Annotated in this window: 17 protein-coding genes; 13 read left to right on the top strand and 4 right to left on the bottom strand. The window is 69.9% G+C overall.

Annotated features, from left to right (window positions below; translation table 11 throughout):
* Positions 1–60: 60 nt before the first annotated feature.
* Positions 61–1,641: a glycoside hydrolase family 3 protein gene (locus tag B0I29_RS14975; RefSeq protein ID WP_111649552.1), complete on the bottom strand. Its 1,581-nt coding sequence runs from the start codon at positions 1,639–1,641 to the stop codon at positions 61–63.
* Between the two features lie 138 nt (positions 1,642–1,779).
* Here B0I29_RS14975 and B0I29_RS47420 point away from each other — a divergent pair, with 138 nt between their 5' ends.
* The 5 genes from B0I29_RS47420 (at position 1,780) to B0I29_RS14955 (ending at position 7,012) form a co-directional block, all read left to right on the top strand.
* Positions 1,780–1,908, top strand: a complete 129-nt coding sequence (locus B0I29_RS47420) for a hypothetical protein (protein WP_260329413.1) — start codon at positions 1,780–1,782, stop codon at positions 1,906–1,908.
* Positions 1,909–1,924: 16 nt separating this feature from the next.
* Positions 1,925–3,574 (top strand): RecQ family ATP-dependent DNA helicase, encoded by a 1,650-nt coding sequence (locus tag B0I29_RS14970; RefSeq protein ID WP_111649551.1) that lies wholly within the window; start codon positions 1,925–1,927, stop codon positions 3,572–3,574.
* A 205-nt stretch (positions 3,575–3,779) separates the two neighbouring features.
* A complete protein-coding gene (locus tag B0I29_RS14965; protein ID WP_146616794.1) occupies positions 3,780–4,898 on the top strand; it encodes a hypothetical protein in 1,119 nt (372 codons plus the stop codon).
* 68 nt (positions 4,899–4,966) lie between these two features.
* Positions 4,967–6,550, top strand: coding sequence for a CHAT domain-containing protein (locus B0I29_RS14960; RefSeq protein WP_111649549.1), 1,584 nt, complete (start codon positions 4,967–4,969; stop codon positions 6,548–6,550).
* A 12-nt stretch (positions 6,551–6,562) separates the two neighbouring features.
* Entirely contained in the window at positions 6,563–7,012 is a 450-nt protein-coding gene (locus tag B0I29_RS14955; RefSeq protein ID WP_111649548.1) for a hypothetical protein, read from the top strand.
* A 38-nt stretch (positions 7,013–7,050) separates the two neighbouring features.
* On the opposite strand, the gene B0I29_RS14950 is transcribed toward B0I29_RS14955, so the two are convergent.
* Positions 7,051–8,031: a helix-turn-helix domain-containing protein gene (locus B0I29_RS14950; RefSeq protein WP_146616793.1), complete on the bottom strand. Its 981-nt coding sequence runs from the start codon at positions 8,029–8,031 to the stop codon at positions 7,051–7,053.
* Positions 8,032–8,170: 139 nt separating this feature from the next.
* Between B0I29_RS14950 and B0I29_RS14945 the strand changes: the two genes are divergently transcribed.
* Positions 8,171–11,749 carry a S8 family serine peptidase gene (locus B0I29_RS14945; RefSeq protein ID WP_181557809.1) on the top strand — a complete coding sequence of 1,193 codons (3,579 nt, stop codon included), beginning with the start codon at positions 8,171–8,173 and terminating at the stop codon, positions 11,747–11,749.
* Here B0I29_RS14945 and B0I29_RS14940 read toward each other — a convergent pair.
* Positions 11,746–12,777, bottom strand: coding sequence for a LacI family DNA-binding transcriptional regulator (locus tag B0I29_RS14940; RefSeq protein WP_111649545.1), 1,032 nt, complete (start codon positions 12,775–12,777; stop codon positions 11,746–11,748). The genes B0I29_RS14945 and B0I29_RS14940 overlap by 4 nt on opposite strands.
* A gap of 154 nt (positions 12,778–12,931) precedes the next feature.
* On the opposite strand from B0I29_RS14940, the gene B0I29_RS14935 reads away from it, so the two are divergent.
* The 7 genes from B0I29_RS14935 to B0I29_RS14905 are packed head-to-tail and all read left to right on the top strand — an operon-like array spanning position 12,932 to position 20,515.
* Positions 12,932–14,110, top strand: a complete 1,179-nt coding sequence (locus tag B0I29_RS14935; RefSeq protein WP_181557808.1) for an amino acid ABC transporter substrate-binding protein — start codon at positions 12,932–12,934, stop codon at positions 14,108–14,110.
* A 22-nt stretch (positions 14,111–14,132) separates the two neighbouring features.
* Entirely contained in the window at positions 14,133–15,005 is an 873-nt protein-coding gene (locus tag B0I29_RS14930) for a branched-chain amino acid ABC transporter permease (RefSeq protein ID WP_245972531.1), read from the top strand.
* Complete coding sequence (locus B0I29_RS14925) at positions 14,989–16,026, top strand: branched-chain amino acid ABC transporter permease (RefSeq protein ID WP_111649543.1); 1,038 nt, start codon at positions 14,989–14,991, stop codon at positions 16,024–16,026. The genes B0I29_RS14930 and B0I29_RS14925 overlap by 17 nt, the downstream gene beginning before the upstream one ends.
* Positions 16,023–16,757, top strand: coding sequence for an ABC transporter ATP-binding protein (locus B0I29_RS14920; RefSeq protein ID WP_111649542.1), 735 nt, complete (start codon positions 16,023–16,025; stop codon positions 16,755–16,757). Before B0I29_RS14925 ends, B0I29_RS14920 begins: the two co-directional genes overlap by 4 nt.
* The gene (locus tag B0I29_RS14915) at positions 16,747–17,496 is read left to right on the top strand and encodes an ABC transporter ATP-binding protein (protein WP_111649541.1); all 750 of its coding nucleotides are present in this window, start codon (positions 16,747–16,749) and stop codon (positions 17,494–17,496) included. Before B0I29_RS14920 ends, B0I29_RS14915 begins: the two co-directional genes overlap by 11 nt.
* Positions 17,497–17,506: 10 nt before the next feature.
* Positions 17,507–18,442, top strand: a complete 936-nt coding sequence (locus B0I29_RS14910; RefSeq protein WP_111649540.1) for a LamG-like jellyroll fold domain-containing protein — start codon at positions 17,507–17,509, stop codon at positions 18,440–18,442.
* Between the two features lie 48 nt (positions 18,443–18,490).
* Positions 18,491–20,515, top strand: a complete 2,025-nt coding sequence (locus tag B0I29_RS14905; RefSeq protein WP_245972530.1) for a PQQ-dependent sugar dehydrogenase — start codon at positions 18,491–18,493, stop codon at positions 20,513–20,515.
* Between the two features lie 1,114 nt (positions 20,516–21,629).
* Here the strand turns inward: B0I29_RS14905 and B0I29_RS14895 are convergent.
* Positions 21,630–24,194 (bottom strand): ATP-binding protein, encoded by a 2,565-nt coding sequence (locus B0I29_RS14895; protein WP_111649537.1) that lies wholly within the window; start codon positions 24,192–24,194, stop codon positions 21,630–21,632.
* Positions 24,195–24,208 lie beyond the last annotated feature (14 nt).

The following is a 24,208-nucleotide window of genomic DNA, read 5'->3' as shown; positions in this document are numbered from 1 at the left end:
GTGCTCGTGGTCGTCCCAGGGGCGCTGGGACGACCACGAGCACAAGCCGAGGGGTGAGGGTCAGGCGGCCACCGGCTGCGGGGACGGGACGTCCACCCCGGCGATGATCTCGGCGGCGGCCAGGCCCAGGGCACGGGTCGCGCCATAGGTCGCGATGTGCACTCCCCCGGCCACCTCGACCGGGATGCCCATCTCGACCACGATCGCGTCCGGGCGTACCGCCAGGACCGCGGTCAGGGTCTCGGCGATCCACGGATGCCGGTGCACGTCGCGGACCACCAGCACGAGCGGCCGGTCGCCGGCCCCGGCCAGGACCGGCTCGGCCCGGTCGGCGAGGCCGTCCACGTCCTCGGCGGTGAGCCGGCGTGCCGTGGTGCCGGGCAGCAGGTCGGCGAGCGGCGCGCCCAGGCCCCACGGGGTCTCGCTGCCGATCGCGATGTTGCGCGGCGGGGCGAACTCGACGACGTGCGGCGTACCGGTGATCGGCAGTTCGGGTCCGCCGTCGGCCACGGTCACCTTGACGGCCCGGCGGGCGGCGGCGAAACCGACCGGCGATCCGCGGCCACCGGGAGCCGCCAGGACGGCCACCTCGGGCTGCGCGGCGGCGTCGGCGAGGGCCCGCGCACCGGTCTCGGTCTGCCGGCGGGTGGTCCAGGTGGCGAGCGCGCGTACCCGGGCGACCGCGTCGCGCAGCCGCTGTTCCGGGAGCTCACCGCTGCGTACCGCGGCCACGATGGCGTCGCGCAGCTTGATCGCGGTCTGCTCGTCGGCGTTGTCGCCACCGACACAGATCGCGTCCACTCCGGCGGCGAGCGCGCGGACGGCGGCGCCCTCCAGGCCGTACCGGCGTCGGACACCCTGCATCTCGATGCCGTCGGTGACGATCAGGCCGTCGAAGCCGAGCTCCTCACGGAGCAGGCCGGTCAGGATCCGCCGGCTCAGCGTGGCCGGCAGCTCCGGGTCGTACGCGGGAACCAGCAGGTGCCCGGTCATCACCGACTTGGCGCCGGCCGCGATCGCCGCACGGAACGGCACCAGCTCGACCTCGGCCAGCTGCGCGGCGGTCCGGTCGATCAGCGGCACGTCGTGGTGCGAGTCCACACTGGTGTCACCGTGGCCCGGGAAGTGCTTGGCACAACCGGCGACGCCGGCCTCCTGGAGCCCACGGATGAAGGCCGCGGTGTGCCGGGCCGCGAGCTGCGGTTCGGCACCGAAGGCCCGTACGCCGATGACCGGGTTCGCGGGGTTGTTGTTGACGTCCGCGTCCGGTGCGTAATCGAGGGTGATGCCGGCGTCGGCGAGGTCGCGTCCCAGATCGCGGGCGACCGCCTCGGTCAGCTCCGCGTCGTCGATCGCGCCCAATGCCAGGTTGCCCGGGCGGGAGCTGCCGAGCCGCGACTCGAACCGGGTGACGTCACCGGCCTCCTCGTCGATGGCCACGATCACATCGGGATACTCGGCTCGCAGCTGTGCGGTGAGCGCCGCGACCTGGGCCGGCGACTCGACGTTGCGGGCGAAAAGGGCGACTCCGCCCAATCCGTTCCCGAGCCAGCGGCGGACCCAGTCCGGAGCGGACGTGCCGACGAAACCCGGCTGTAGGACAGCAGCGGCGAGTTCCGGCAATTCGCCGTGATTGGACATGCGCCCCCGTACCTCCAATGCATTGACGAACGCCTATGTGAACGTTCCCGTCGTCCGGGCACCCATGCTCACACCCGATCCCAGTTTAGTCAACAAACCTTTCTATTAACTGTGGAGCGCTCCCGGTAAGCTGACGGAGTGCCACCCAACGTGTTAGCGGAAGCCACCGTCGACTGGTCCGAGGTGCATGCCGTCCGCCTTCTCGGCGTGGCCCTGGCGGTCCTGTTCCTGCTCTGGGCGATCCGCCGCATGTTCCGGGGCAAATAGGGGTAACGGGGCGCCCATGTTCAAGAAGCAGGGATTGCCCATCTATGGCCCGCGGCTGCGCAAGGTCGCCCGCAAACACTTCGGCTGGCAGTCGCTGCGTCCCGGACAATTCAAGCCGATGCGTGCCGTGCTGCGCCGCAAGGACGCCCTCGTGGTCCTGCCGACCGGCGCCGGAAAGTCGGCCATCTACCAGATCCCGGCCGTGCTGCTGCCCGGGCCGACCGTGGTGATCTCACCGCTGCTCGCGTTGCAGCAGGACCAGATCGCCGCGCTCAACGATCTGGCCGACAGCAAGGTCCGCGCGGTCCGGGTCAGCTCCGCCGAGACGGCGGCCCAGAAACGCGAAGCGATGGAACTGCTCCGCACCGGTCAGGCGGAGTTCCTCTTCATCACGCCGGAGCAGCTGAGCGACCCGGAGCGGATAGCCGAGGTGCGCGCGCTCAAGCCCGGCCTGGTCGCGGTCGACGAGGCGCACTGCATCTCCACCTGGGGCCACGACTTCCGGCCGGACTACCTCGCCCTCGGCGAGATGATCAAGCAGATCGGCCGGCCGCCGATCCTGGCTCTCACCGCGACCGCCTCGCCGCCGATCCGCGAGGACATCATCGAGCGCCTCCGGCTGAACAAGCCGGAGATCCACGTGTCCGGTCTGGACCGCAGCAACCTCTTCCTCGAAGTGGCGTACTGCCCGGACGAGGACTATCGGTGGCGCCGGCTCACCGCGATGCTCGACGCCGAGCAGCGGCCGGGCATCATCTACGTCGCCACCCGCCGGGCCGCCGAGGAACTCGCCGAGCGGCTCACCACGGCCGGCTACGGCGCGGAGTTCTACCACGGCGGCATGGCGGCCGGCATCCGCGAGCAGCGGCACCAGGACTTCAGCGACGACAAGGTCGACATCATGGTGGCGACCTCGGCGTTCGGCATGGGCATCGACAAGCCGAACATCCGCTGGGTGGCGCACATGGCCCTGCCCGACTCGCCGGACAGCTACTTCCAGGAGATCGGCCGGGCCGGCCGCGACGGCGAACCGGGCCGCACCGTCCTGCTCTGGCGCTCCGAGGACGAGGCGATCCAGCGCTTCTTCGCCGGCGGCTCCCCCGACGCCGGCGAATTGCAGGAGATCGCCGGCATCCTGCACAAGGGACCGCAGACCAGGACCGCCCTGCAGAAGGCGACAGGCATGGGCCCCCGCAAGATCGGCCAACTGCTCAGCCTGCTGGAAGAGGTCGGCGCGGTACAGACCGGCACGGGCAACAAACTCTCGGTCCCGCCCCGCGCACCACTCCCGGCCGTCGCGGCCAAGGCCGCCATTGATGTGTACGAGCGACAGCAGGCGATCGTCCGCTCACGAACTGACATGATGCGCGCGTTCGCACAATCCCGGCAGTGCCGTACCGAGACCCTGCTCGCCTATTTCGGCGAGGAGATCAAGCGCCAGTGCGGCCACTGCGACAACTGCGCCGACGGCACCGCGGCCGAGGTCGACGCCGCCGAACAGGCCGGCCCCTTCCCGGTCCACTCCCAGGTCCGCCACAACGAGTGGGGCACCGGCATGGTGATGAACTACGAGGAAGAACGCATGACCGTCCTCTTCGACACCGTCGGCTACAAGACCCTCTCAGTCCCGGTGGTGGTGGAACAGAAGCTCCTGACGCCCGCGTAGATGGACTGACTTGGCTCGCCGTGCCGGGAAGGGTGGAGATCCACTAGTGCCAGGCGCAACCGATCTCGAGCGACCGAAACCTCTTCCCCTGATCGCCGCACTGGTGATCTCGTCCGCGCTTCTCTTCGTTCTGCTCCGGACGGGCCTGCTGTTCTCGGACGCGACCTCCGCTGAGGCGACCACGATCAGCCTGATCGTGGTCGGGATGCTTGCGGTGTCCGTGGCCTTGGTACGTCACGCGGTCGTGTCGCCGGTGTACCGCGGGCCGGCTCTGCGGCGGCGGTTAGCAGTGATCTTTTCGGCGAACCTGGCCTTCGTCGCCGCGAGCACCTTGCGGGTCTGGCTCGACCTTCCGTACGTGGTGGTGGCCGGCGTCGGTGTGACGGTCGCGGCGATCGGCCCGCTCGCGTACTGGCGTACCGCCGACGTGGGCCCGATGATCCTGTACAAGAGTGCCGTCCAGCCGCTCTCCTCGGCCCAAGCGCGGTCGCTGATGGCCGATGCCCAGCGCTCGCTCGACCGGGCCGGTGGACGGATCGACCGGCGCCTGGTGGCGCAGCTCAATCTCGCACGCGCCACGCTCTGGTTGTCGATGCGCAGCGACGCGCGCGAGAGTCTGGCCGAGGTCCGGCCGCTGATCATGGAAGTGCTCACCGATCCGCGCGCAAGCCGCTGGCATCTGCTGGACGCAGCGGCCGATCTGGTCAGCGCGGTGGATAGCTACGCCTACCGGCACCGGGACGGCCGGGACTACCCGGTCGTACTGCAAATCTTCGCCGACCTGGCCGAGGGCGTACCGGAGGCACAGGCCAAACTGTCCGAGTGCTGCGGCGATTATGAGCTTTTCCAAGCCCAGATGGTGTTGGAGACCGCACACTCCGGAGAGGATCTCTGGCCGGTGGTTCCGCATTACACCGATGCGGCATACCACCTGCTGAACGCGTCGAAGCTCGCGCCCAACAAGGACTTCCGCCTGGTCACCAAGGCGCGTGCGGCAATGGTCGACGCCCAGCTGACCTCGATGAATTCGCTCGGAAAGCTGAGCCGGCTGGAGTCCGACGAACAGGAGTGCAGGGAAATCTTCGCGCAATTCCGAAAGCGCGACCCCGCCTGGCTCATCACCGGACTGGCGCTGGCCGGCTGCCTGTCCGCGACAGCGCACTTCCTGCTCGACAAGGGAGACCGCGGCGACGCTTGCGGCCGGCTCGACGAGGCGGAGAGGCTCTGCGACCGGCTGCTGCGGCAGCCGTCCGACTACGAACCGATTCTCCGTCAGCTGGCCGCCCAAGTGGCCCGGGCGAGGGAGGAGGAGTGCGCTTCTTGAGACGGACGCCGCGAACACCACTCGACGCGGCACGAGACGCCTACGCGACAGCTTTCCGATTCAGCGACGTGGACCTGATCGAGGTGGCCGATCGATGGTGCGCCGAAGCCGTCCGAGCGGGAGACGCCGGCCAGGCCGCGGACGCCTATTGGCACCGGATCGTGGTGGCGCCGCCGGAGTCCGCACGCCGAGTGCCGCTCGAGCACCGAGTGGTCCCGCTCATCGGCCAGCGAACCGTTGCGCAGGCCGGGTATCGCCAACTGCTCGCCGAGCGGCTCGAGGAAGCCGTACGCGTCCTGGAGTTCGGGCGCGGCGTCCTATTGCGCAGGACGGTTGGCGCGGTCCCGGCCGGCCAGCGCGACGCCCTGCGAAAACGCGGACAGAGTGTGTTGCTCGCGGCATATCAGCAAGCGGTGGATGAACTCGCGGTGCTGATCCGGGCTCAGTACGGTGCGCCCCGGCCGGCGGCGGCGAGCACGGTCATGATCGGGCAGAACCGGTACGCCATCCGGGGTGATGATCCGTTGGTCGCCGCGCAGACCCGTGTCGACAGGCTCGAGGAGCGTATCGCGCAGGAGCTGGGCATTCAGGACGGTCCGCCGGCTTACTCCGATATCGTCCGTCCGGGCGAGAGCATTCCGCTCGTCTATGTCGCGGCAGCAGCCGAGGGATATGCGCTCATCGCGCGCGACGGGCGACCGCCCGAGTGCGTGGACCTGCCGCTGCTGACCGAGAGCGCCGCCGAATCGCATGCCCGAAACCTCGGCGCCCGACGGATCGGCGGTGACCTGCACAAACCAGTCCGCCAAGCGGTCGCTTGGCTGACCATGGCATTGGACCCGTTGCGCTCGCGGCTCACCGCGGACCCGGCACTGACCCTGGTGCCGGTCGGATGGCTTGCTCTGCTGCCACTGCACGCAGCTGTTTCCCAGCACGTCCGGTACGCGGTCAGCGCCCACGCCATGAGTCCGGCCACCCATCCGGTACGCCCCAGCGACACCGTGTTGCTGGCGTCCGCCGAGCATCCCTGGCAGGCGGCCGGGGAGCCGGAGCTGCCACGGTTTCGACTCGTTGCCGCACAGGCCCGCATGCTCTCGGATCTCTACGGCGCACGCCTCCGGCACATGCCCGACGTACCGGCCGAAAACGCTCTGGCCGAAATGGGAAGTACCGAGATCTGCCACTTCATGTGCCACGGCGTGGCAGACCCGGCCCATGGCCTCAACAGTCGGCTGCAACTCGCCGACCGTCCGTTGAGCCTCGCCGAGATATTCGCTCGCGAGCCACTGCGGCAGCGGCTTGTCATTCTCGGAGCCTGTGAGTCGAGCGTGTCCGACCATAAGCTGCTCGACGAGACGGTCAGCTTTCCCGGCGCGCTGGTGCAGGCCGGCGCCGGAGGCGTCGTCGCGGCTCTTTGGCGTGTCTCCGAACCGGCCGCCGCCTTGGTGCTACTCCGCTTCCACCAAGGCCTCGCGTCGGGCAGGGCGCCGATGGAAGCGCTCACTCAGGCCCAGCAATGGCTACGTGCTGTCACGGCCGGTGAACTCAAACGTGAATATGCCGTGCTGTGGCGTGATCGGTTTGTTCCCGGCGATTCTGTTCCTTTTGCCGAGCCCGTGCATTGGGCAGCCTTCACCTACCACGGCGTCTGACGAAGGAGACTCATGAGCCAGCCCGTTCTGCGACTCGACACGCACGCGCTGACCGACGACGAGGCCGCGGTCGTCGGTGATCTGCTCCACGACTTGGGGGTGCAGGGGGAGGAACTCCAGCCGCACCTCGGCGTTCCCGAAGTTCTTGACGCCCTCGTGGTCCTGAGCAGCGACAGCATGCGCGTCGTCTTCGAGGCGATGCTCGCAGCCGCCGGTGGCGCCGCCGCGGCCAAGCTAGGCGCTCTGCTCCGTAAACTCCCCCGGCGCAAGGTGCCTGGGGAGGACGTCGAGGGTCAGCTGGTCGTCAGCAGCGACGAGAACGGAGGCTTCCTTGTCACCCGGGAGGCAGCCGAGGACGCGGACGCCATGGCCGCGATGCTGCACTTTGACACCGGCCTGCTCGCTCCCGGCGACATCCTCGTCTGGGATCCGGAAAGCCGGAAGTGGCGTCGCCGGTCCTGATCGAGGCGTGGTCGGCTCCGACCAGATCGATCTCAGGATCAGTCCAGCCAGCCGAGGCGGGCGGCGTGGTAGCCGAGTTGCATGCGGGTCCGGCCGCCTGTCAGGTCCATCAGGCGGCGGACCCGGCGCTGGACCGTGCGGTGCGAGGTGCCCAGGTGGGCGGCTACCGCCTCGTCGGTCAGGCCGGTCATCAGCAGCGTGACGATGCGGACGTCCAGGTCGTCGATGGCGCCCGGGTTCAGGTCGCGGACGTCGCCGCTCTCGGTGACCACGGCACGGGCGCCGGTCCACTCCGCCTCGAAGAGGGCGACCAGGGCGTCGAGCAGGCCGCTCTCGTGCACCAGCAGCGCGCCGGCCAGCGACGGATCGCGGCGTAGCGGCAGGAACGCCACCTCGCGGTCGACGACGATCAGCTTCAGCGGCAGGGCGGCGGCGATCCGGATCTCCTCGCCGGCCGCCCGCGCCTTGACGACGCGCTCGACGGTGTCCGGCTCCTCGTCGAGCATCGCGCGTTCCAGCAGCACCCGGTATCGCACGCCGCGCGCCACGGCGGCGTCCTCGGCCGTGTTCTCGACGGCGCCGATCACCGCGACCGGCGCCTTGACCATGCACAGCACTTCCTCGCGGGCGCCGAGCTGCAGCCGGCCGAACATCTCGCGGACCTCGGCGGCGCCGTGCACCACCTCCACCACTCCGGGCGCGCCCCGCCGCGGCGTCGCCGTCCGGTAGAGCTCGTCGAGGGCGCCGATCTCCGCTTCGGCGAGGGTCAGCTCGTGCCGGCGACGGGACAGGATCGCCCGCAGCGCGGTGCCCGGCGGCGCCGCGACGAACCGGCCCGGATCGCCGAGGCTGCGCGCCACCAGACCGTCGGCCAGCAGATTGTCCAGAAGCTCGGCCGCTCGCGTCGCGCTGAACCCGGCCAGCTCGGCGAGCTCGTCCGGCCCGGCCGAGCCCACCGTGATCAGCGCCCGGTACGCCGCGTCGGCATCCCCGTCGAGACCCATGACATCAGGCAGCAACGCGCCCCTCCGCCCCCGTGATCGCCGTCGACGGCTGGCGGATTTACGCCACGGTGGGAAACCGCCGCCATCGATGCGTTGCCTAGTCTGCCGCCGCTGCCGGATCGTCGCCGTACCCACAAGTACAAAAGAGGTATCGATGCGACGACGATCACCCTCGACCCTGGCCGCCTTCCTCGTCACCGCCGCCCTGGCCCTGGCCGCACCGGGCACGCCCGCAGCAGCCGCACCCGCGGTCTCCGCGGTCCGCGCGGCACCCGCGGCACCCGAAAAAGTCACCCTGGTCACCGGGGACGTCGTCACCGTCACCACTGACGATCACGGCGTGGAGGTGGCCACAGTGGACGCCGCGGCGCCCGGCGGGATCGAGCAGCAGATGATCGGCGGCGACCTCTACGTCATCCCGGAGCGGGCGCAGCCACTGCTGGCGAGCGGCCGGGTGGACCGGCGCCTCTTCAACGTCACCCGGCTGCTGGAACAGGAATACGACGACGCGCACCGTGCCGACCTGCCGGTGATCGCCGGCTGGGGCGCCACCCGCGCGGCCCGGCCCGCGCCCGCCGGATCTCGCAAGGTCCGTGACCTGACCAGCATCGGCGCCTCCGCGCTGAGCGTACGAAAGAACGAGGCCGACAGGTTCTGGACCGCCCTGGTCGCGAACCCGGCGGCCAAGCTCTGGCTGGACGGCCGGGTCGAGGCCGACCTGGCGGAGAGCACCGCGCAGATCGGCGCGCCGCAGGCCTGGGCGCAGGGCGTCGACGGCACCGGCGCGACCGTCGCGGTGCTGGACTCCGGCGCCGACCTCGGGCATCCGGACCTGGCCGGCCAGGTGACCGAGGCGGTCTCGTTCGTGCCGGGTGAGGAGGTCACCGACGTGCACGGGCACGGCACCCACGTGGCGTCCACGGTGGCCGGCAGCGGCGCCGGCTCGGACGGCCGGGAGCGCGGCGTGGCACCCGGCGCGGACCTGCTGATCGGCAAGGTCCTCGACGACAGCGGGTACGGCCTGAACTCCTGGATCATCGCCGGGATGGAGTGGGCCGCCCACCACGCCGACGTGGTCAACATGAGCCTCGGGACCCTGGAGTCCAGCGACGGAACCGACCCGATGTCGCAGGCGGTGAACCGGCTCACCGCCGAGACCGGCACGCTCTTCGTGGTCGCGGCCGGCAACAACTACTACGAGGAGACGATCGGCAGCCCGGGCGCCGCGGACGCCGCGCTCACCGTGGCCGCGGTGGACGCGGACGGGCAACGCGCGTACTTCTCCAGCATGGGCCCGCGGATCGGCGACGGCGCGCTCAAGCCGGACGTCGCCGCACCGGGAGTCGGCATCCTGGCGGCCCGATCCCAGCACTCGTGGGACGGCGAAGGCCTGTACACCACGATGGACGGTACCTCGATGGCCGCGCCGCACGTGGCCGGAGCGGCCGCCCTGCTCGCCTCGCAGCACCCGGACTGGACCGCCGGCCGGCTCAAGAACGCGTTGATGTCGACGGCGAGCACGCCGGGCGCGTCCGCGTACGAGATCGGCACCGGCACTGTCGACGTGCCGGCCGCGCTGGGCGAGGTGCACGCGACCGGATCGGTCTCGTTCGGGTTCTTCGGCTGGCCGCACGAGGGTGACCCGGCCGTGACCAGGACGATCACCTACACCAACGACGGCAGCGCTCCGATCACGCTGGCCCTCTCCGCCGACCTGCCCGGGGCGCGGCTCAGCACCCCGAGCGTCGAGGTGCCGGCCGGCGGCAGCAGCGCGGTGACGCTCACCGCCGATCCGGACGACGTCGCCGGGGTCGGCCGGAAGACCGGTTTCGTGGTCGCCACCGACCAGGCAGGTGCCGTCCGTACGCGTACCGCCGCCGGTTTCGTCAAGGAGGAGGAACGGTACGACCTGCGGTTCAAGGTGCTGGACCGGGAAGGTGACCCGGCCGGTGGCTACGTGACCCTCTACCGGTACGGCGACGACCGCGCCAGCACCATCGAGGTCGACCCGGAGACCGGCGAGGCCGGGCCGTTCCGCCTGGCGCCGGGTGACTACGACGCGAGCATGTGGCTCGGTGTCACCGCGACCGGCGGAGGCAAGGGCGTGGCCCAGCTCGGCACCCCGAACCTGGTCCTGGACAAGGATCGGACGCTGGTGATGGACGCCCGTGCCACCAACCCGATCACCCTGCGGGAACCGAAGACGAGCGAGGACGTCTACCGGCGGGTGCAGTACTACCGCGACTCCGGGATCGGCGGGCAGTACGCGACGTTCCTGAACGCCATGCAGGTGCCGTCCGACGTGGACGAGGTGCTGGTGGCGCCGACCGGGCCGGTCGCCGGGACCTACGAGCTGCTGTCCCGCTGGAGCCGGGCCACACCGGCGCTTCCGCTCACCGCGCGCACACCCCGGCCGGTGCCGTTCGACCCGCTCTACATGACCAACTCGACCAGGCTCGACGGCCCGGTCTCGCTGCGAGGTGTGTACGCGGGCACCGGCGCCGCCGAATACTCAGCACCCGGAGCAGCGGCGATCATCGACTACGACCCGCTGGTCAGCACGGCCACCCGCAACGAGGTGGCGGCCCGCGCCGGAGCGAAGCTGCTCGTCGTGGTCAACGACGGCCCGTCCCGGTACGACGACTGGTCGTTCGGCCCGGTGCCGACGGTCTCGGTGAGCTCCACGCAGGGCCGGGCACTGGTCGCCGCCGCGAAGGCCGGGAAGCTGACCTTGAAGGGTGTCGCAAAAGAGTTCCCCGACGAGACGTTCGAGCTGGTCAAGACGTGGCAGGGGCAGGCACCGAAGAAGCTGAACTATGCGCCGAGGCTCAGCGACCTGGCCCGGGTGGATCAACGGTTCGTGCGCACCGGGACACCCACCATCGGGTACGACCTACGAGCCGACTGCCGCCCGTACCAGTGGCCGCCGTGCGTCGGCGTCCCGACGCCGGTGAAGCTCGGCGCCGCCCGCACCGACTGGTACACGGCCGGCCCGACAACCGGCTGGTACCAGGACGTCCGCCTGTTGGAGGGCTGGGAGCAGCGGCACGACCAGGTGAACTACCGGCCGGGGCAGCGCGAGGAGCGGACCTGGTTCGGACCGGTCACCCGGCCGCGCCTCGGCCCGGGTTACTGGGGGCCGTACCGGCAGGGCGACTTCCTGGCGGTCAGCGTGCCGAGCGCCGGCGGCAGCGGGCTGATCAGCGGCGCACTGAACGACTCCGGCACGGTCACGTCCCGGCTCTATCAGAACGGCACGCTGGTGGGCCGGGAGCAGCCGGACTTCGCGGTGCAGACCGAGGTGCCGCCGACGGACGGGCCGGCCACCTACCGATTCGAGCAGGACACCGAACGGGACGCCGCCACGTGGGGGACCTCTACGCGTACGAAATCGGTCTGGGTCTTCAGGTCTGAAGCCCCCGCCGAAGGCACCCAGGTCGCGCTTCCGCTGATGCAGATCGGTTTCGACCTGCGCACCGACCTGGCCGGAACCGTGCGCCGGGCCGAGCCGCAACGGATCACGCTGACCAGCGATGTGCGGATTCGGACAGCGACGCTGCAGCTGTCATATGACGACGGTGTCGCCTGGCGGGCCGTGAAACTCAGCCCGCAGGGGGAGGCAGTGCTGCGGCATCCGGCCGGCGCGAAACATGTGTCGCTGCGCGTCGAGGCCACCGACGGTGACCGCAACACGGTGACGCAGGAAATAATCCGCGCCTACCTCATCCATTAAAAGGGGGCAGGACCGGTCGAGTTTCTGACGATCAGTTGCTGGCCGGTGGATCGGCGGCGGGGGCGGGTGCTCTGGGGCTTCAAGGCGAGCTCCAGGGCCATCCGCCCCATGTCGGTCATCGGCAGGCGGATCGTGGTGAGGCTCGGTGACAGGTCGCCGGCGACCGAGACGTCGTCGAAGCCGACCACCGACATCCGGTCCGGCACCGGGATCTCGCGTTCGCGCAGCACCGCCAGCACACCCATCGCCATGGCGTCGTTAAGCGCGATGATCGCCGTGGTGTCCGGGTGGTCGCGCAGAATGCGCTCGGTGGCGGTCCGGCCGCCCTCGCGGACGAAGTCGGTGTGCACGATCGGCATGTCGTCGAGGGAGAGCCCGGCCGAGCGCAGTGCCGCCGCAACCCCGGCCATCCGGTCGATCACGGTGTTCAGCTCGGGTGTGCCGGCGACCAGGGCGATCCGGCGGTGGCCGAGTTCGAGCAGATGAGTACCGAGGGCCCGGCCACCGGCCTCGTTGTCCGGCAGCACCGCGTCGGCGCCGAGCGCGTGCCGGCCGATCACGGCGACCCGGCCGCCGCCGCGCTGGTAGCCGGCGAGGACCGTGCGGGCCTCGGCCTCCACCCGCGGATCGCCGTAACCGGAACCGGCCACGATGATGATCCCGACCCGCTGGGCGATCAGGTTCCGGATCTGGCGCAGCTCGTGCTCGGGGTCACGGCCGGAGTGGCAGATCTGCACGAGCAGGCCCTGCTCACCGGCGAGCTGGATGACACCGCCGGCGATCTCGGAGAAGTACGGGTCGTCGACCTGGTGCACGATCAGGCCGACAGTCGAGCTGGACCCGCCGGCCAGGGTCCGGGCGTACGGGTTGGCGACGTACCCGAGCTCGGCGGAGACCTGGCGGACGCGGTTGGCGACCTCCTCGCTCACCCCTTCGCGTCCGGCGAGCGCCCGCGAGGCCGTGGCCAGCGAGACGCCAGCCCGTTGAGCGACGTCGATGAGGCGCAGCCCGGGGCCCGGTTTCGGCATCGTTAACTCCCAAGCTATTGCCCGTGATTGATGTCACAGCATAGAGTACGCAAGCGCTTACGGAAGCGCTTTCGTACTCGGCCCGAAGGGACGTCCGAGGATGTCGACCACTTCTCACCGCGCACGACTCTCCGCATACTCCCTGGCTGCGGCCATGATTGTGACACTCGGCGCCTGCTCGAGCAGCAGCGGCGGCGACGACGCGAACGACAAGACCGACCCGATCACCATCGGCGTCTCGCTCCCGCTCACCGGCGACTTCTCCGAACCCGGCAAAGGCGTCCAGCAGGGCTACGAAGCCTGGGCGAAGATCGTCAACGACTCCGGCGGCCTGCTCGGCCGCCAGGTGGAGCTGAAGATCCTCGACGACCAGTCCAATGCGGACCGGGTCGTCGCCGACTACGAGCAACTGATCGGCAAGGACGAGGTCGATCTGGTCTTCGGCCCGTTCTCGACGCGCCTCGTGGTGCCGTCGGCGCGCGTCGCCGAGGAGTACGACATGCTCTTCGTCGAGCCGGCCGGCGCCGCCAAGGAGGTCTTCGAGCAGGGCTTCAAGAACCTCTTCTACGCCGCGCCCGCGGTGGCGAACGACCACTACAACCACCTCGCCGACAAGATCCTTGCGATGCCGGCGGACCAGCGGCCCAAGACCGCCGCTTACGCGGCGATGGACGACCCGTTCGCGCAGGGTACGGCGTACGGCCTGAAGGAAAAACTGGAAGCCGGCGGGATCAAGACGCTGGTGGACGAGGTCTACCCGCCGAACACCACCGACTTCAGCGGCATCGCCGCCAAGATCGCCGACTCGAAGGCGGACGTCCTGGTGGGCGGCTCGCAGTATCAGGACGGCGTGAACCTGATCGTGGCCCTGCAGCAGCTGGGTTACCAGCCGAAACTGGCCGCGTTCTCGACCGCGCCGACCAACCCGGAGTTCGCCTCGGCGATCGGCAACAAGACCGAGGGCGTGCTCTCCCCCACCGGGTACAGCCAGGACGCGCAGTACCCGAGCAACAAGGAGTTCGTCGAGAAGTACACGGCTCAGTTCGGCAAGGCGCCCGAGGAGGACCAGGCCAACGGGTACACCACAGGCCAGGTGGTGGCCGCAGCGGTGACCGCGGCCGGCTGCGCTGAGCAGGGTGAGTGCCAGAAGAAGCTCGTCGACTGGCTGCGGGCCAACACGGTGGAGACCGTGGTCGGGCCGCTCAGCTGGGACGAGACGGGCAAGCCGAAGGGCGCCCACATGATCCAGCAGTGGATCGGCGGCGACATCAAGATCGTGCTGCCGGAGGACGTCAAGGAAGCCGAGTTCCTCTACCCGAAGCCAGCCTGGTGAGGCGCTGATGCCCTCCGGTGCGTTGCTGTTTCAGAGTGTGCTCCTGGGGCTCCTGCTGGGCGGTCTCTACGCCCTGCTGGCCTCGGGGCTCACCCTCTACTTCGGCATCATGCGGGTGGTGATGATCGCCCACTCGGCGTTCCTGATCCTCGCCGCGTACCTGGCGTGGTGGCTGCACGATCAGGCCGGCATCGACCCGCTGCTCTCGATGATCGGCACGGTCCCGCTGTTCTTCCTGGCCGGCGTCGGCCTGCAGCGGGCTCTGCTCACCCGGTTGCGGCCGGCCACCCTGACCATGATGTCGGTGCTGCTGACGTTCGCCATCGCGCTGCTCATCGAAGGGCTGCTCGGTTACGCGTTCTCCGGCACGCAGCGGCGTATCAACCTCGGTTACGGCTCGGCCAGCCTGGAGGTGCTCGGCGCCCGGGTCGCGGTGGTCAAGCTGATCGCGTTCGGGCTCGCCGTGGTGGCGCTCACCACGCTCTACCTGCTGATGAAGAAGACCCGGTTCGGCTGGGCGCTGCGGGCGACCATCCAGCACCGGGACGCGGCGAGGCTGCTCGGCATCGACACCGACCGGGTCGCCGGCTTCGGTTTCGGCATCGGGCTGGCCACCGCCGCGGTCGGCGGCACCGCGCTCTCGCTGGACACCACCATCTACCCGTCGCTGCACTGGCACTGGATCGGCCCGCTCATGGCGATCATCGTGGTCGGCGGGCTGGGCAGCGTGCCCGGCGCGGCCATCGCGGCGCTGGTGCTCGGGATGGCGCAGAGCCTGCTCCAGATCCCGATGGGCACGACCTGGGCGCAGACCGTCTTCTACGTCGCGCTCTTCGCCACGCTGGCGTTCCGGCCACAGGGATTCTTCGGAGGCCGCCTTGCTCAACGCTTCTAGAGCTCTGAAGGCCGGGGCGATTCTGCTGCTCGCGGCGGGGATCCTCGCCTTCCCGAGCCTCGCGCCGAACCCGTACATCCTCTCCGTCGGCGTTCTGGTGCTCAACTACGCGGCGCTCTCCACGTCGTGGAACTTCGTCGGTGGCTTCACCGGTTACATCTCGCTGGGGCACGGCGCGCTGGCCGGCCTGGGTGCCTACGGCACCGGCCTGCTGGTCGCGAAAGGCGGGCTACCGCCCTTCCTCGCACTCTTCGCCGGTGCCACTCTGGTTGCCGCACTCGCGGTTCCGATCGGCTTCGCCGCCTTGCGGGTACGCGGGGCGTCGTTCGTGATCGTGTCCATCTCTCTGGTCCTGATCCTGTTGCTGATCTTCCAGAGCTGGGCATCGGTGACCGGAGGATCCCGGGGCCTGGTCGTGCCGAGGCCGTTCGACCTGAGCCGTCCCGAGCACCATCGGGTCTTCTACTACCTGTTCGCCGGGCTGCTCGCTCTGGCGCTGCTGGTCTGGTGGCTGATCGACAGGTCCCGGTTCGGGCTGGGCCTCAAATCGATCCGCGAGGACGAGGACAAAGCGGAAGCCCTCGGTACGGCTACGTACGCGTACAAATTGATCGTCTTTGTGGTCTCGGCCTTTTTCACGGCGCTGACCGGTGGGCTGTACGCACTCTGGTTCGGTGACCTCGACCCGGTCTTCCAGTTCTCCATCCTGACCGGGTCCTACCTGGTGCTGATGGCGCTGCTCGGCGGGGTGCGGCAGCTGTTCGGCCCGGTGGTCGGCGCGATCATCGTGGGCACCGCGCTGGAGTACTTCAAGGGCGCTTACGGTGACACGCCGCTGCACCTGGTCGCGACCGGGCTGCTGCTCGCGCTCGTGGTGCTCTTCATGCCGGACGGGGTGCTGCCGGCGGTCGCCGACCTGTTCAAGCGCTTCGACCGTACGCAGAGCAGCTCGATCCGTGAGGTGACCGCCTCGGAATTGCGGGACGAACGGCTGAAAAAGGCTGAGGGAGCGGCTCGATGACCTCCACCCTGGCAACCACTGATCTGCGGAAAGCGTTCGGCGGGGTGACCGCCCTGGACGGCGCGACCGTCGAGTTCCAGCACGGCAAGGTGAACGCTCTGATCGGGCCGAACGGCTCGGGCAAGACGACGTTCTTCAACTGCGTCACCGGCATGATCAAGCCGGACAGCGGCACCGTCACCTACGACGGCCGGGACATCACCGGCAAGGCACCGCACACCATCGCCCGGCACGGCATGGGCCGGACCTTCCAGCTCTGCCGCACGTTTCCACGGATGACCGCGCTGGAGAATGTGCTCGCCGCCGTACCCGTGGGTGGTCTTCTGGCGGGATTGCGCGGCGCCAAGCGCCGCAGTGAGATCGACCGGGCGATAAGCTGGCTGACCCGGCTCGGCATCGAGCATCTGGCCGGCAGCGAGGCCCGGGACATGTCGTGGGGCCAGCAGAAACTCCTGGAACTGGCCGGGGTGCTGATGTCCGAACCCGAGACCGTGCTGCTCGACGAGCCGGCCGGCGGGGTCAACCCGGCGCTGCTCGACCGGATCGGCCTGCTGGTCCGCGAGCTGAACGCGGAGGGCCGCACCTTCGTGATCGTCGAGCACAACATGGACCTGGTCATGAGCATCAGCGATCACATCGTGGTCTTCGACCGGGGCCGTCCGATCGCTTCCGGGCCACCGTCGGTGATCCGGACGGACGAAAAAGTGCTGGGAGCCTACCTTGGCGTCTGAACTCTCCCTCGTCGACATCGTCGCCGGTTACGGCCGTGCGGCGCCGGTTCTCCGTGGCTTCTCGGTCGAGGTGCCGGCCGGGAAGATCGTCTGCCTGGTCGGCCCGAACGGCGCCGGCAAGTCCACAGTGCTGAAGGTGGCCGGTGGCCTGCTCAAGCCCCGCGACGGACAGGTGCTGGTCGACGGCGAGGACGTCACCGGCCGCGGACCGCAGGCCATGCTCGCGGCCGGGGTGTCGCTCGTCCTCCAGGGTCACAGCGTCTTCCGTGAGATGACGGTCGAGGAGAACGTGCTGCTCGGCGCGTACACGGTTCGCGATTCGTCTTTTGTGGCGAAACGTGTGGCGTTCGTGAAGGAGGTCTTCCCGGTGGTCGCCGACCGCTGGGGATCGCTCGCCGGTCTGCTCTCCGGCGGGCAGCAGAAACAGGTGGAATTCGCTCGGTCGCTGATGGTGGACCCGAAGGTCGTCCTGCTGGACGAGCCGTCGATGGGCCTCGACCCGAAAGCGACCGGCACGGTGTTCGAACAGGTCGTGCGGATGCGCGACGCCGGCACAGCGGTCCTGCTCGTCGAGCAGAACGCCCGCCGCGCGCTCGAGACCGCTGATCTGGGGTGCGTGCTCGATCTCGGGCGCGTACACATCTCCGGGCCTGCCGCGCAGTTGTTGGCGGATCCGCAGCTCGGGGAGCTCTATCTCGGCGGCCGTCCCGCCGAGCCGACGGTAAATCCGAAGATCTGAAAGGTCGTCCATGAGACTTGCTTTCGCTGTCTCTGTGGTGCTGATCCTGGCCATCGGAACACCGGTCAACGCGGGGGATCCAGGCCCGCGTGACGTTCATCCGTCCCTTCGCTCCGATCTGATCGCCTTCTACGACTTCGACCACCCGATGCCCGACGACCCGGCCCTCGAACGGGACCTGGGCCGGTCCGGGACCGAGATCGAACTCATCAACGGCGGCGCCGCGCAACGGGTGGCCGACTCCGCCTACCCCGGCAGCCGCCACGCTCTGCAGACCAAGCAGGTCAACCCGGACGCCACCGGGAACGACGACTGGAAGGCCGGCATCTACTCGCCGACCGGCGTGCGGACGCTGCGCGCCTTCAACGCCGTGGGTGGCACCACGGTTCTGGGCTGGTTCAAGCGCTCGATGGACGGGCCCGCTCCGAACACCGTCACGCCCGCCCCGGACGACCGGTTCAACGCGATCGGCCTGGCCGGTGTGCTGACCGGTGACTCGGACGGGCACGGCGTACGCGCCCTGCTCGAACTGATCGACGTGCAGGGGACGCTGCGTCTGGTCGCCCTCGGACGGCGGCTCGACGGCGGCGCCTCGCAGACGTTCGCGGCCAGCGCCGACTGGAAGACGCTGCTGCCCAAGGACCAGTGGGTGCACATCGCCGCGACGTTCGACTTCAACGCCGGGACGATGGCGCTGTACCGCAACGGCGTGCCGGTGGACGGCTTCTACACGGTCACCGGTGACCCGTGGCTGGTGGCCGGCCCGGGACCGCACGTCACCACCGCCACCGACCCGCGTGGCATCAAGATCGGCGGGAGCTTCCCGCAGAACAGTGTCGAGCGCAACCCGTGTGACTGCCGGATGGATGCGCTCATGTTCCTGGACCGCTCGCTGTCGGCCCGGGACGTCGCGAACCAGTACCGCTACATGAAGAACCGGGGGTAATTCATGCGTCGTTTTATTCTTCCCATTCTGTTACTACTGTCCACATTGGTGGCTTTCCCTGGTAGGGCGATGGCCGCCGAGGCGATTGACGACCCGATCGTCGAGGAGCCCATCGCGTCCCGGCTGGGCCTGGAGCTCACCGAGTACGCCCAGTTCCCGCAGTCGTTCACCAACCCGCCGCTTGTCGACCAGCGGCTCAACCGGATCGCCCGGATCAACACGATCCTGGAGGTGCCGGACGGCTCCGGACGCCGCGCGGTCCCCGACCTCAACGGCAACCTGTATCTGGTCAAGAACGGGGTGCCGCACGTCTACCTGGACGTCGCCGCCACGTTCGCGCCGTCGTTCTTCTCCGGCCGGGGTCTCGGCCAGGGCTTCGGGTACGTCACCTTCCACCCGGACTTCAAGCGCAACGGCCTGTTCTACACGATCCACACCGAGCAGGCGGTGCTGACCACGGCGGTGCCGGACTACCAGCAGTCCGAGGCCACCCTTTTCCACGGCATCATCAACGAGTGGCACGCCACCGACCCGGCCGCCGACACGTTCTCCGGCACCCACCGGGAGCTGCTGCGGATCGGTTTCGCCGGCCAGATCCACGGCATCCAGGAGATCAACTTCAACCCGACCGCGCGTCGCGGAACGGCTGAATACGGCAAGCTCTACCTCGCGGTGGGTGACGGCGGCATCGGTGTGCGCACCACCGACCCGCAGAACCTGACGATCCCGCACGGCAAGCTGCTCCGGATCGACCCGAGCGGCACGAACTCGCCGAACGGTAAATACGGCATCCCCGCCGACAACCCGTTCGTGAGCCAGGCCGGCGCGGCCGGTGAGATCTGGTCGTACGGTTATCGCGACCCGCACCGCTTCAGCTGGGACACCGCCACCGGGAAGCTGTACCTCGGCCACATCGGTGAGAAAACCATCGAGGCGATCTACGAGGTCCGCAAGGGTGACAACGCGGGCTGGAGCGAGCGCGAGGGCTCCTGGGTCTTCGACCGGGCCGCCACCAACGTCTGCGACCGGCTCTACCCGCTGCCCGCCGACGACGCCCAGAACGGGTACGTCTATCCGGTTGCCGCGTACGACCACAACCCGGCGCCCGGCTGGAACTGCACCTCCGACGTCGGTGTCGCCGTCGCCGGTGGTTTCGTCTACCGGGGCAACGCCATCCCGGCGCTGCGCGGCAAGTACGTCTTTGGCGACCTGGTGGCCGGCACGGTGTTCTACACCGAGGTCAGCGAGATGCGGCGCGGCGGACCCCGGGCCACCATCCATCGGCTGAACCTGTTCACCCCGGCCGGCGAGCCGGTCAGGTTCCAGCAGCTGTCTAGCCCCGGCGCACCGGGCGACCCGAACCGGGTCGACCTGCGGTTCGGCACCGACGCGCGCGGTGAGCTCTACATCCTGGCGAAGGCGAACGGCAAGGTCTGGAAGGTGACCGGCACCCGGACGTTCGCCGCCGGCCCCGTCGGGCACACCCGCGTCAACGGTACGGCGATCGCCGCGAACTGGGCACCGGTCACGCCGTCAAAATGGCAGTTCACCAACGGCGAGATCATCCTCGCCGAGGCCGGCACCGACCCGGGCCCGCCGCGGCGGCCGTTCGAGTACGCGGTGCTGACCAAGGGCCCGGCGTTCTCCAGTGTGGAGGTCACCGCCGACGTCCGGCTGGACACACCGGTCGACATCTCGAACCGCGACGTGATCATCGTGTTCGGGTACCAGTCACCGACGCAGTTCTATTACGCACACCTCTCGTCGGACAACACGATCCTTCCGCACAACGGCATCTTCAAGGTCAACAACGGTGACCGGGAGCGGATCGATTACCAGTGGAACGGCCGTTCCCGCGGCGCCAACCCGGCGATCACCGACACGGCCTGGCACAAGGTCAAGGTGAAGCACCTGCCGGCGACGGGCGAGATCGCGGTCTACGTCGACGGCAACAAGGACCCGGTCTTCACGGCGGGCGACAAGACGTTCGCCTCAGGCCGCGTCGGCTTCGGCTCCTTCGACAACGTGGGCCGAGCCCGCGACTTCAAGGTAGTGGGCACACCCGCGCCCTGACAGCACGTCGCAGAAGCGGTGGCCGGGCGGACGTCCGCCCGGCCACCGCCGCACAGTCCCAGCGTGTCGATTTCGGGCGCGCATCACACCTCAAGTCGACACAAGACGGCGTTCCACCTGCCGCGTGTCGACTTCGGGTGCGCATCGCACCTCAAGTCAACACGAGGCGGCGTTTCACCTGCTGCGTGTCGACTTCGGGTGCGGATCGAACCCGAAATCGACACGCTCCTGCTCGGCACGCCCGCTCTTGGCGTCGCCACGGCTTCGTCCGCTCCTAGCGTTGCCAGGGCCTCGTCCGCTCCTAGCGTTGCCAGGGCCTCGTCCGCTCTTGGCGTTGGCGCGGCCTCGCCGCCGTCGTCGGTATGCGGGCCGGGATGGTCACGCCCAGTCGCACGGGTTGCCCGGGTGGCGTCAGAGCTTTCGGCCGCGAGCCGTAGCTCAGCCACGGAATGGCAGGGCTATGAGATGCCTCAGCGACGGCCGAGCGCAACCGGCCGTAGCTCAGACCTGGAATGACACGGCCATGACGTGCCTGGGCTACGGTTCGCGGCGTCACCGCCATATCGACCACTCGTCTCCCGCCGCCGCCCTGCCTGATCTTGTGAGTTTGCGGTTGAAGCAACGGCACAAACTCACAAGATCCGGCGGGGCCGACAGCGCCGGACCGCGAGGGCGGGGCGACAGCGCCGGGCCGCGGGGCGGGGCGGCAGGGCTGGGCCGCGGGGCGGGGCGGCAGGGCTGGGCCGCGGGGCGGGGCGGCAGGGCTGGGCCGCGGGGCGGGGCGGCAACCGCCGCAGGAACTCCGCGCTGACGTCCGCCGCGGCTGAGCGCTTCGCTCCCCCAACGATCTAGTGAGTTTGCGCCGCCCAAGCAACCGAAAACTCACAAGATCGGCGGGGCGGGGCGGGGCGGGGCGGGGCGGGCCGAGACGGGACGGGCCGAGACGGGACGGGGCCGCTGCGAGCGGTGTGCGGGCGGACGACGCGCGGCGGGTGATAGGCGCAGGCAGAGCGGGCTGCACAGCGCGACGCCACGGCAGCACGACACCGCGGCAGCGCGACACCGCGGCAGCGCGAGGCGGCGGTAGCGCGACGCCGCGGCGGGGCGGGCGGGTTTAGTGGGTGGGGAGTAGGCCTAGGGATTGGGCTCGGCGTACTGCCTCGTGGCGGTTGTGGGCTGCCAGCTTTGTCAGCACCGCCGCCACGTGCGCGTCCACCGTTCGCGTCGACAGCACCAGGCGCGCCGCGATCTCCGGGTTGCTCAGGCCGGCCGCCAGCAGGTGCAGGACCTCGGACTGGCGGCCCGTCAGGCCCGCCGCGTTCGTTCTCGTCGACGGGGATGGGCCTCGGGGGATGCGGGGCACGCCCAGTTCGCGCAGGCGGGACCGGACACGACGAGCAAGAGGTTCGGCGCCGGCCGCGTCGAGCAGGCGGACCGCGGTCAGCAGGTCGGCCGGGTCGTTGCCGTAGCTCAGCGCCAGCGCCTCGTCGTAAACGCAACCCGCCGTCCGCCATCGTTGCGCCGCCTCTTTCGCGCGGCCGGCGGGCATCAGTGCGTACGGAAGAGGGAGCGGGACCGACGCGCCCAGCTGGACCAGCCAGAAGCCGAAGGCGCCGACGCGGCGGCCGCCCTCCGCGGCGTGGCGTTCGAGGTAGACCGGCGTGAGGCGGTCGGCGAGCCGGACGTCGCCGCGCAGCCACGCCGCCTCCGCCATCGCCGCGCCCGCCGGGCCGATCCGCTGCGCCTCGCCGATGCCGCGGGCGATCTCCCAGGCCTCCTCGATCATTTTCTCGCCGCCGGGGAGACCGCGTCGGACGCGGACAAGGCCCCGGACAACCAGAGCAGGGGTACGCATCATCGACGGCGCGCCCTCCTCCCAGCGGGCGTGTTCCTCGGCCTCGTCCCACTCGCAGAGCTGGAAATGCACGACCGAGCGAGTGATGTGCAGGTAGCGGAGGAAACCCAGGACTTCGGTACGTTCGGCGAACGCCATCCCCGCGTCCAGCAGCGCGCCGGCTTCCCGTGGTCGTTGCTGGTCGATCAGGTGCCAGGCGATGTTGGTGTACGCACGACAGGCGTGATCGTCCTCCCCCGCTTCCAGCGCGACGGCGAGGCTCTCCTCCAGCAGCCCCCGCCCCCGCGAATCGTCGAGATCCCAATACGCGTAACCCACGTTGTTCAGCGCGTGGGCCAGCACCGCCGCGTCACCCGCGGCCCGGGCCAGGCCGATCGCGCGTTCCCCGGTCAGGATCGCATCGGCGGGCTGTCCGCCCAGAGCGTGCAGCTGAGACTGGTTGCTGAGGCCGAACGCCAGCGCGGCCGGGTCGCCCGCCTGTTCGAGGACAGCGACCGCTTCCACTGCGGCTTTCTCGGCGGGTGGGCGCCGGCCCGCGTACCAGTAGAGGCGGGACAGCCGGCGCAGCGCCAGGCCGAGCGCCGCCGTGTCGGGCAGGGCCCGGCGCAGCAGGACGGCTTCCTCCTGCGCGGTGACCGCCGGTTCGTCCAGGCCGAGGGTGTAACACTCTTCGGCGTACGCCTCCAGCAGGCCGGCCCGCTCATCGGGACCGAACGCGGCGCGGTGTTCGAGGACGAGCCGGTAATGGGCGGCCGCTTCGCGGTGCGAGCCGGCGCTCGCCGCCTCCCGTGCCGCGGCGGGTGCATATCTGACCAGCAGATCGGTGTCGCCGGCCTCGGCCGCGTGGTGCACGATCCGGGACAGGTCGGCGCCGCCGTGCCGCAGGAGCGCGGCCAGTACGGCCCGGTTCGCGGCAATCCGGCGGGACGCGGTGAGGCCGGCCGCGACGGCCAGGCGCATCAGCTCGTGCCGGAACGCCACCCGGGCCGGCGTGACAGTGAGAACACCGTGCTGCTCGGCCGGGGCCAGCACGTCGAGGCCGCCGGGCACGACCGCGCCGACCAGCCAGTGATCCACCGTGGACGGGATCACCGAGAGCAGGCCGAGGGCGTCCCGGCAGCGGCCGTCCAACGATTGCAGCCGGGCGTGCACGGCCTCGGTCACCGTGGCCGGCACGGCGTCGGCGTCACCGGCGGCGAGGACCTCGGCCACGAAGAACGGGTTCCCGTTGGTGACCGTGAAGATCCGGTCGGCCTTGACGGATGTCCCGCGAGCCAGGGAGAACACGGCCTCGGGCGACAACCGGGCCAGCGGCAGCCGGCGCATCGGCGCTCCGGCGGCCAGCCCGAGCAGGCCGTGCAGCGGGTGGCCGGCGCCGATCTCGTCGTCCCGGTACGTCCCGACCAGCACCACCGGCAGCCCGTTGATCCGCCGGACCAGGAACCGCAGCACGTCCAGAGTCGCCTCGTCGGCCCAGTGCAGGTCCTCCACCACCAGCACGGTCGGGTGACCCGGCCAGTCCAGCTCGGACCGGAACGCCTCGAACACCCGGGACCGGTCGCCGGAGCCGAGCGCGTCGGTCAGCGCCGTACCGACCTTGCCGACCAGGTCACGCAGCGGGCCGAGCACCCGCGGGGTGGCGAGGTCGTCGCAGTAACCGACGAGCAGCCGCCCCTCGGCCGGCAGCACTGAGCGCACCGCACCGACCACTGTGGACTTGCCGATGCCGGCCTCGCCGGTGACGAACACGACCGAGCCGTGGCCGTCGAGGGCCTGCCGGGCCGCGGCGCCCAGCTCGGCCAGCTCGTGCTCCCGTTCCAGCACTTCTAGGTACGTCC

The sequence above is a fragment of the Actinoplanes lutulentus genome (assembly GCF_003259845.1).
Classification (GTDB): domain Bacteria; phylum Actinomycetota; class Actinomycetes; order Mycobacteriales; family Micromonosporaceae; genus Actinoplanes; species Actinoplanes lutulentus.
The sequence above is the reverse complement of the archived record's forward strand: the minus strand, read 5'-3'. Positions and strand labels throughout refer to the sequence as shown.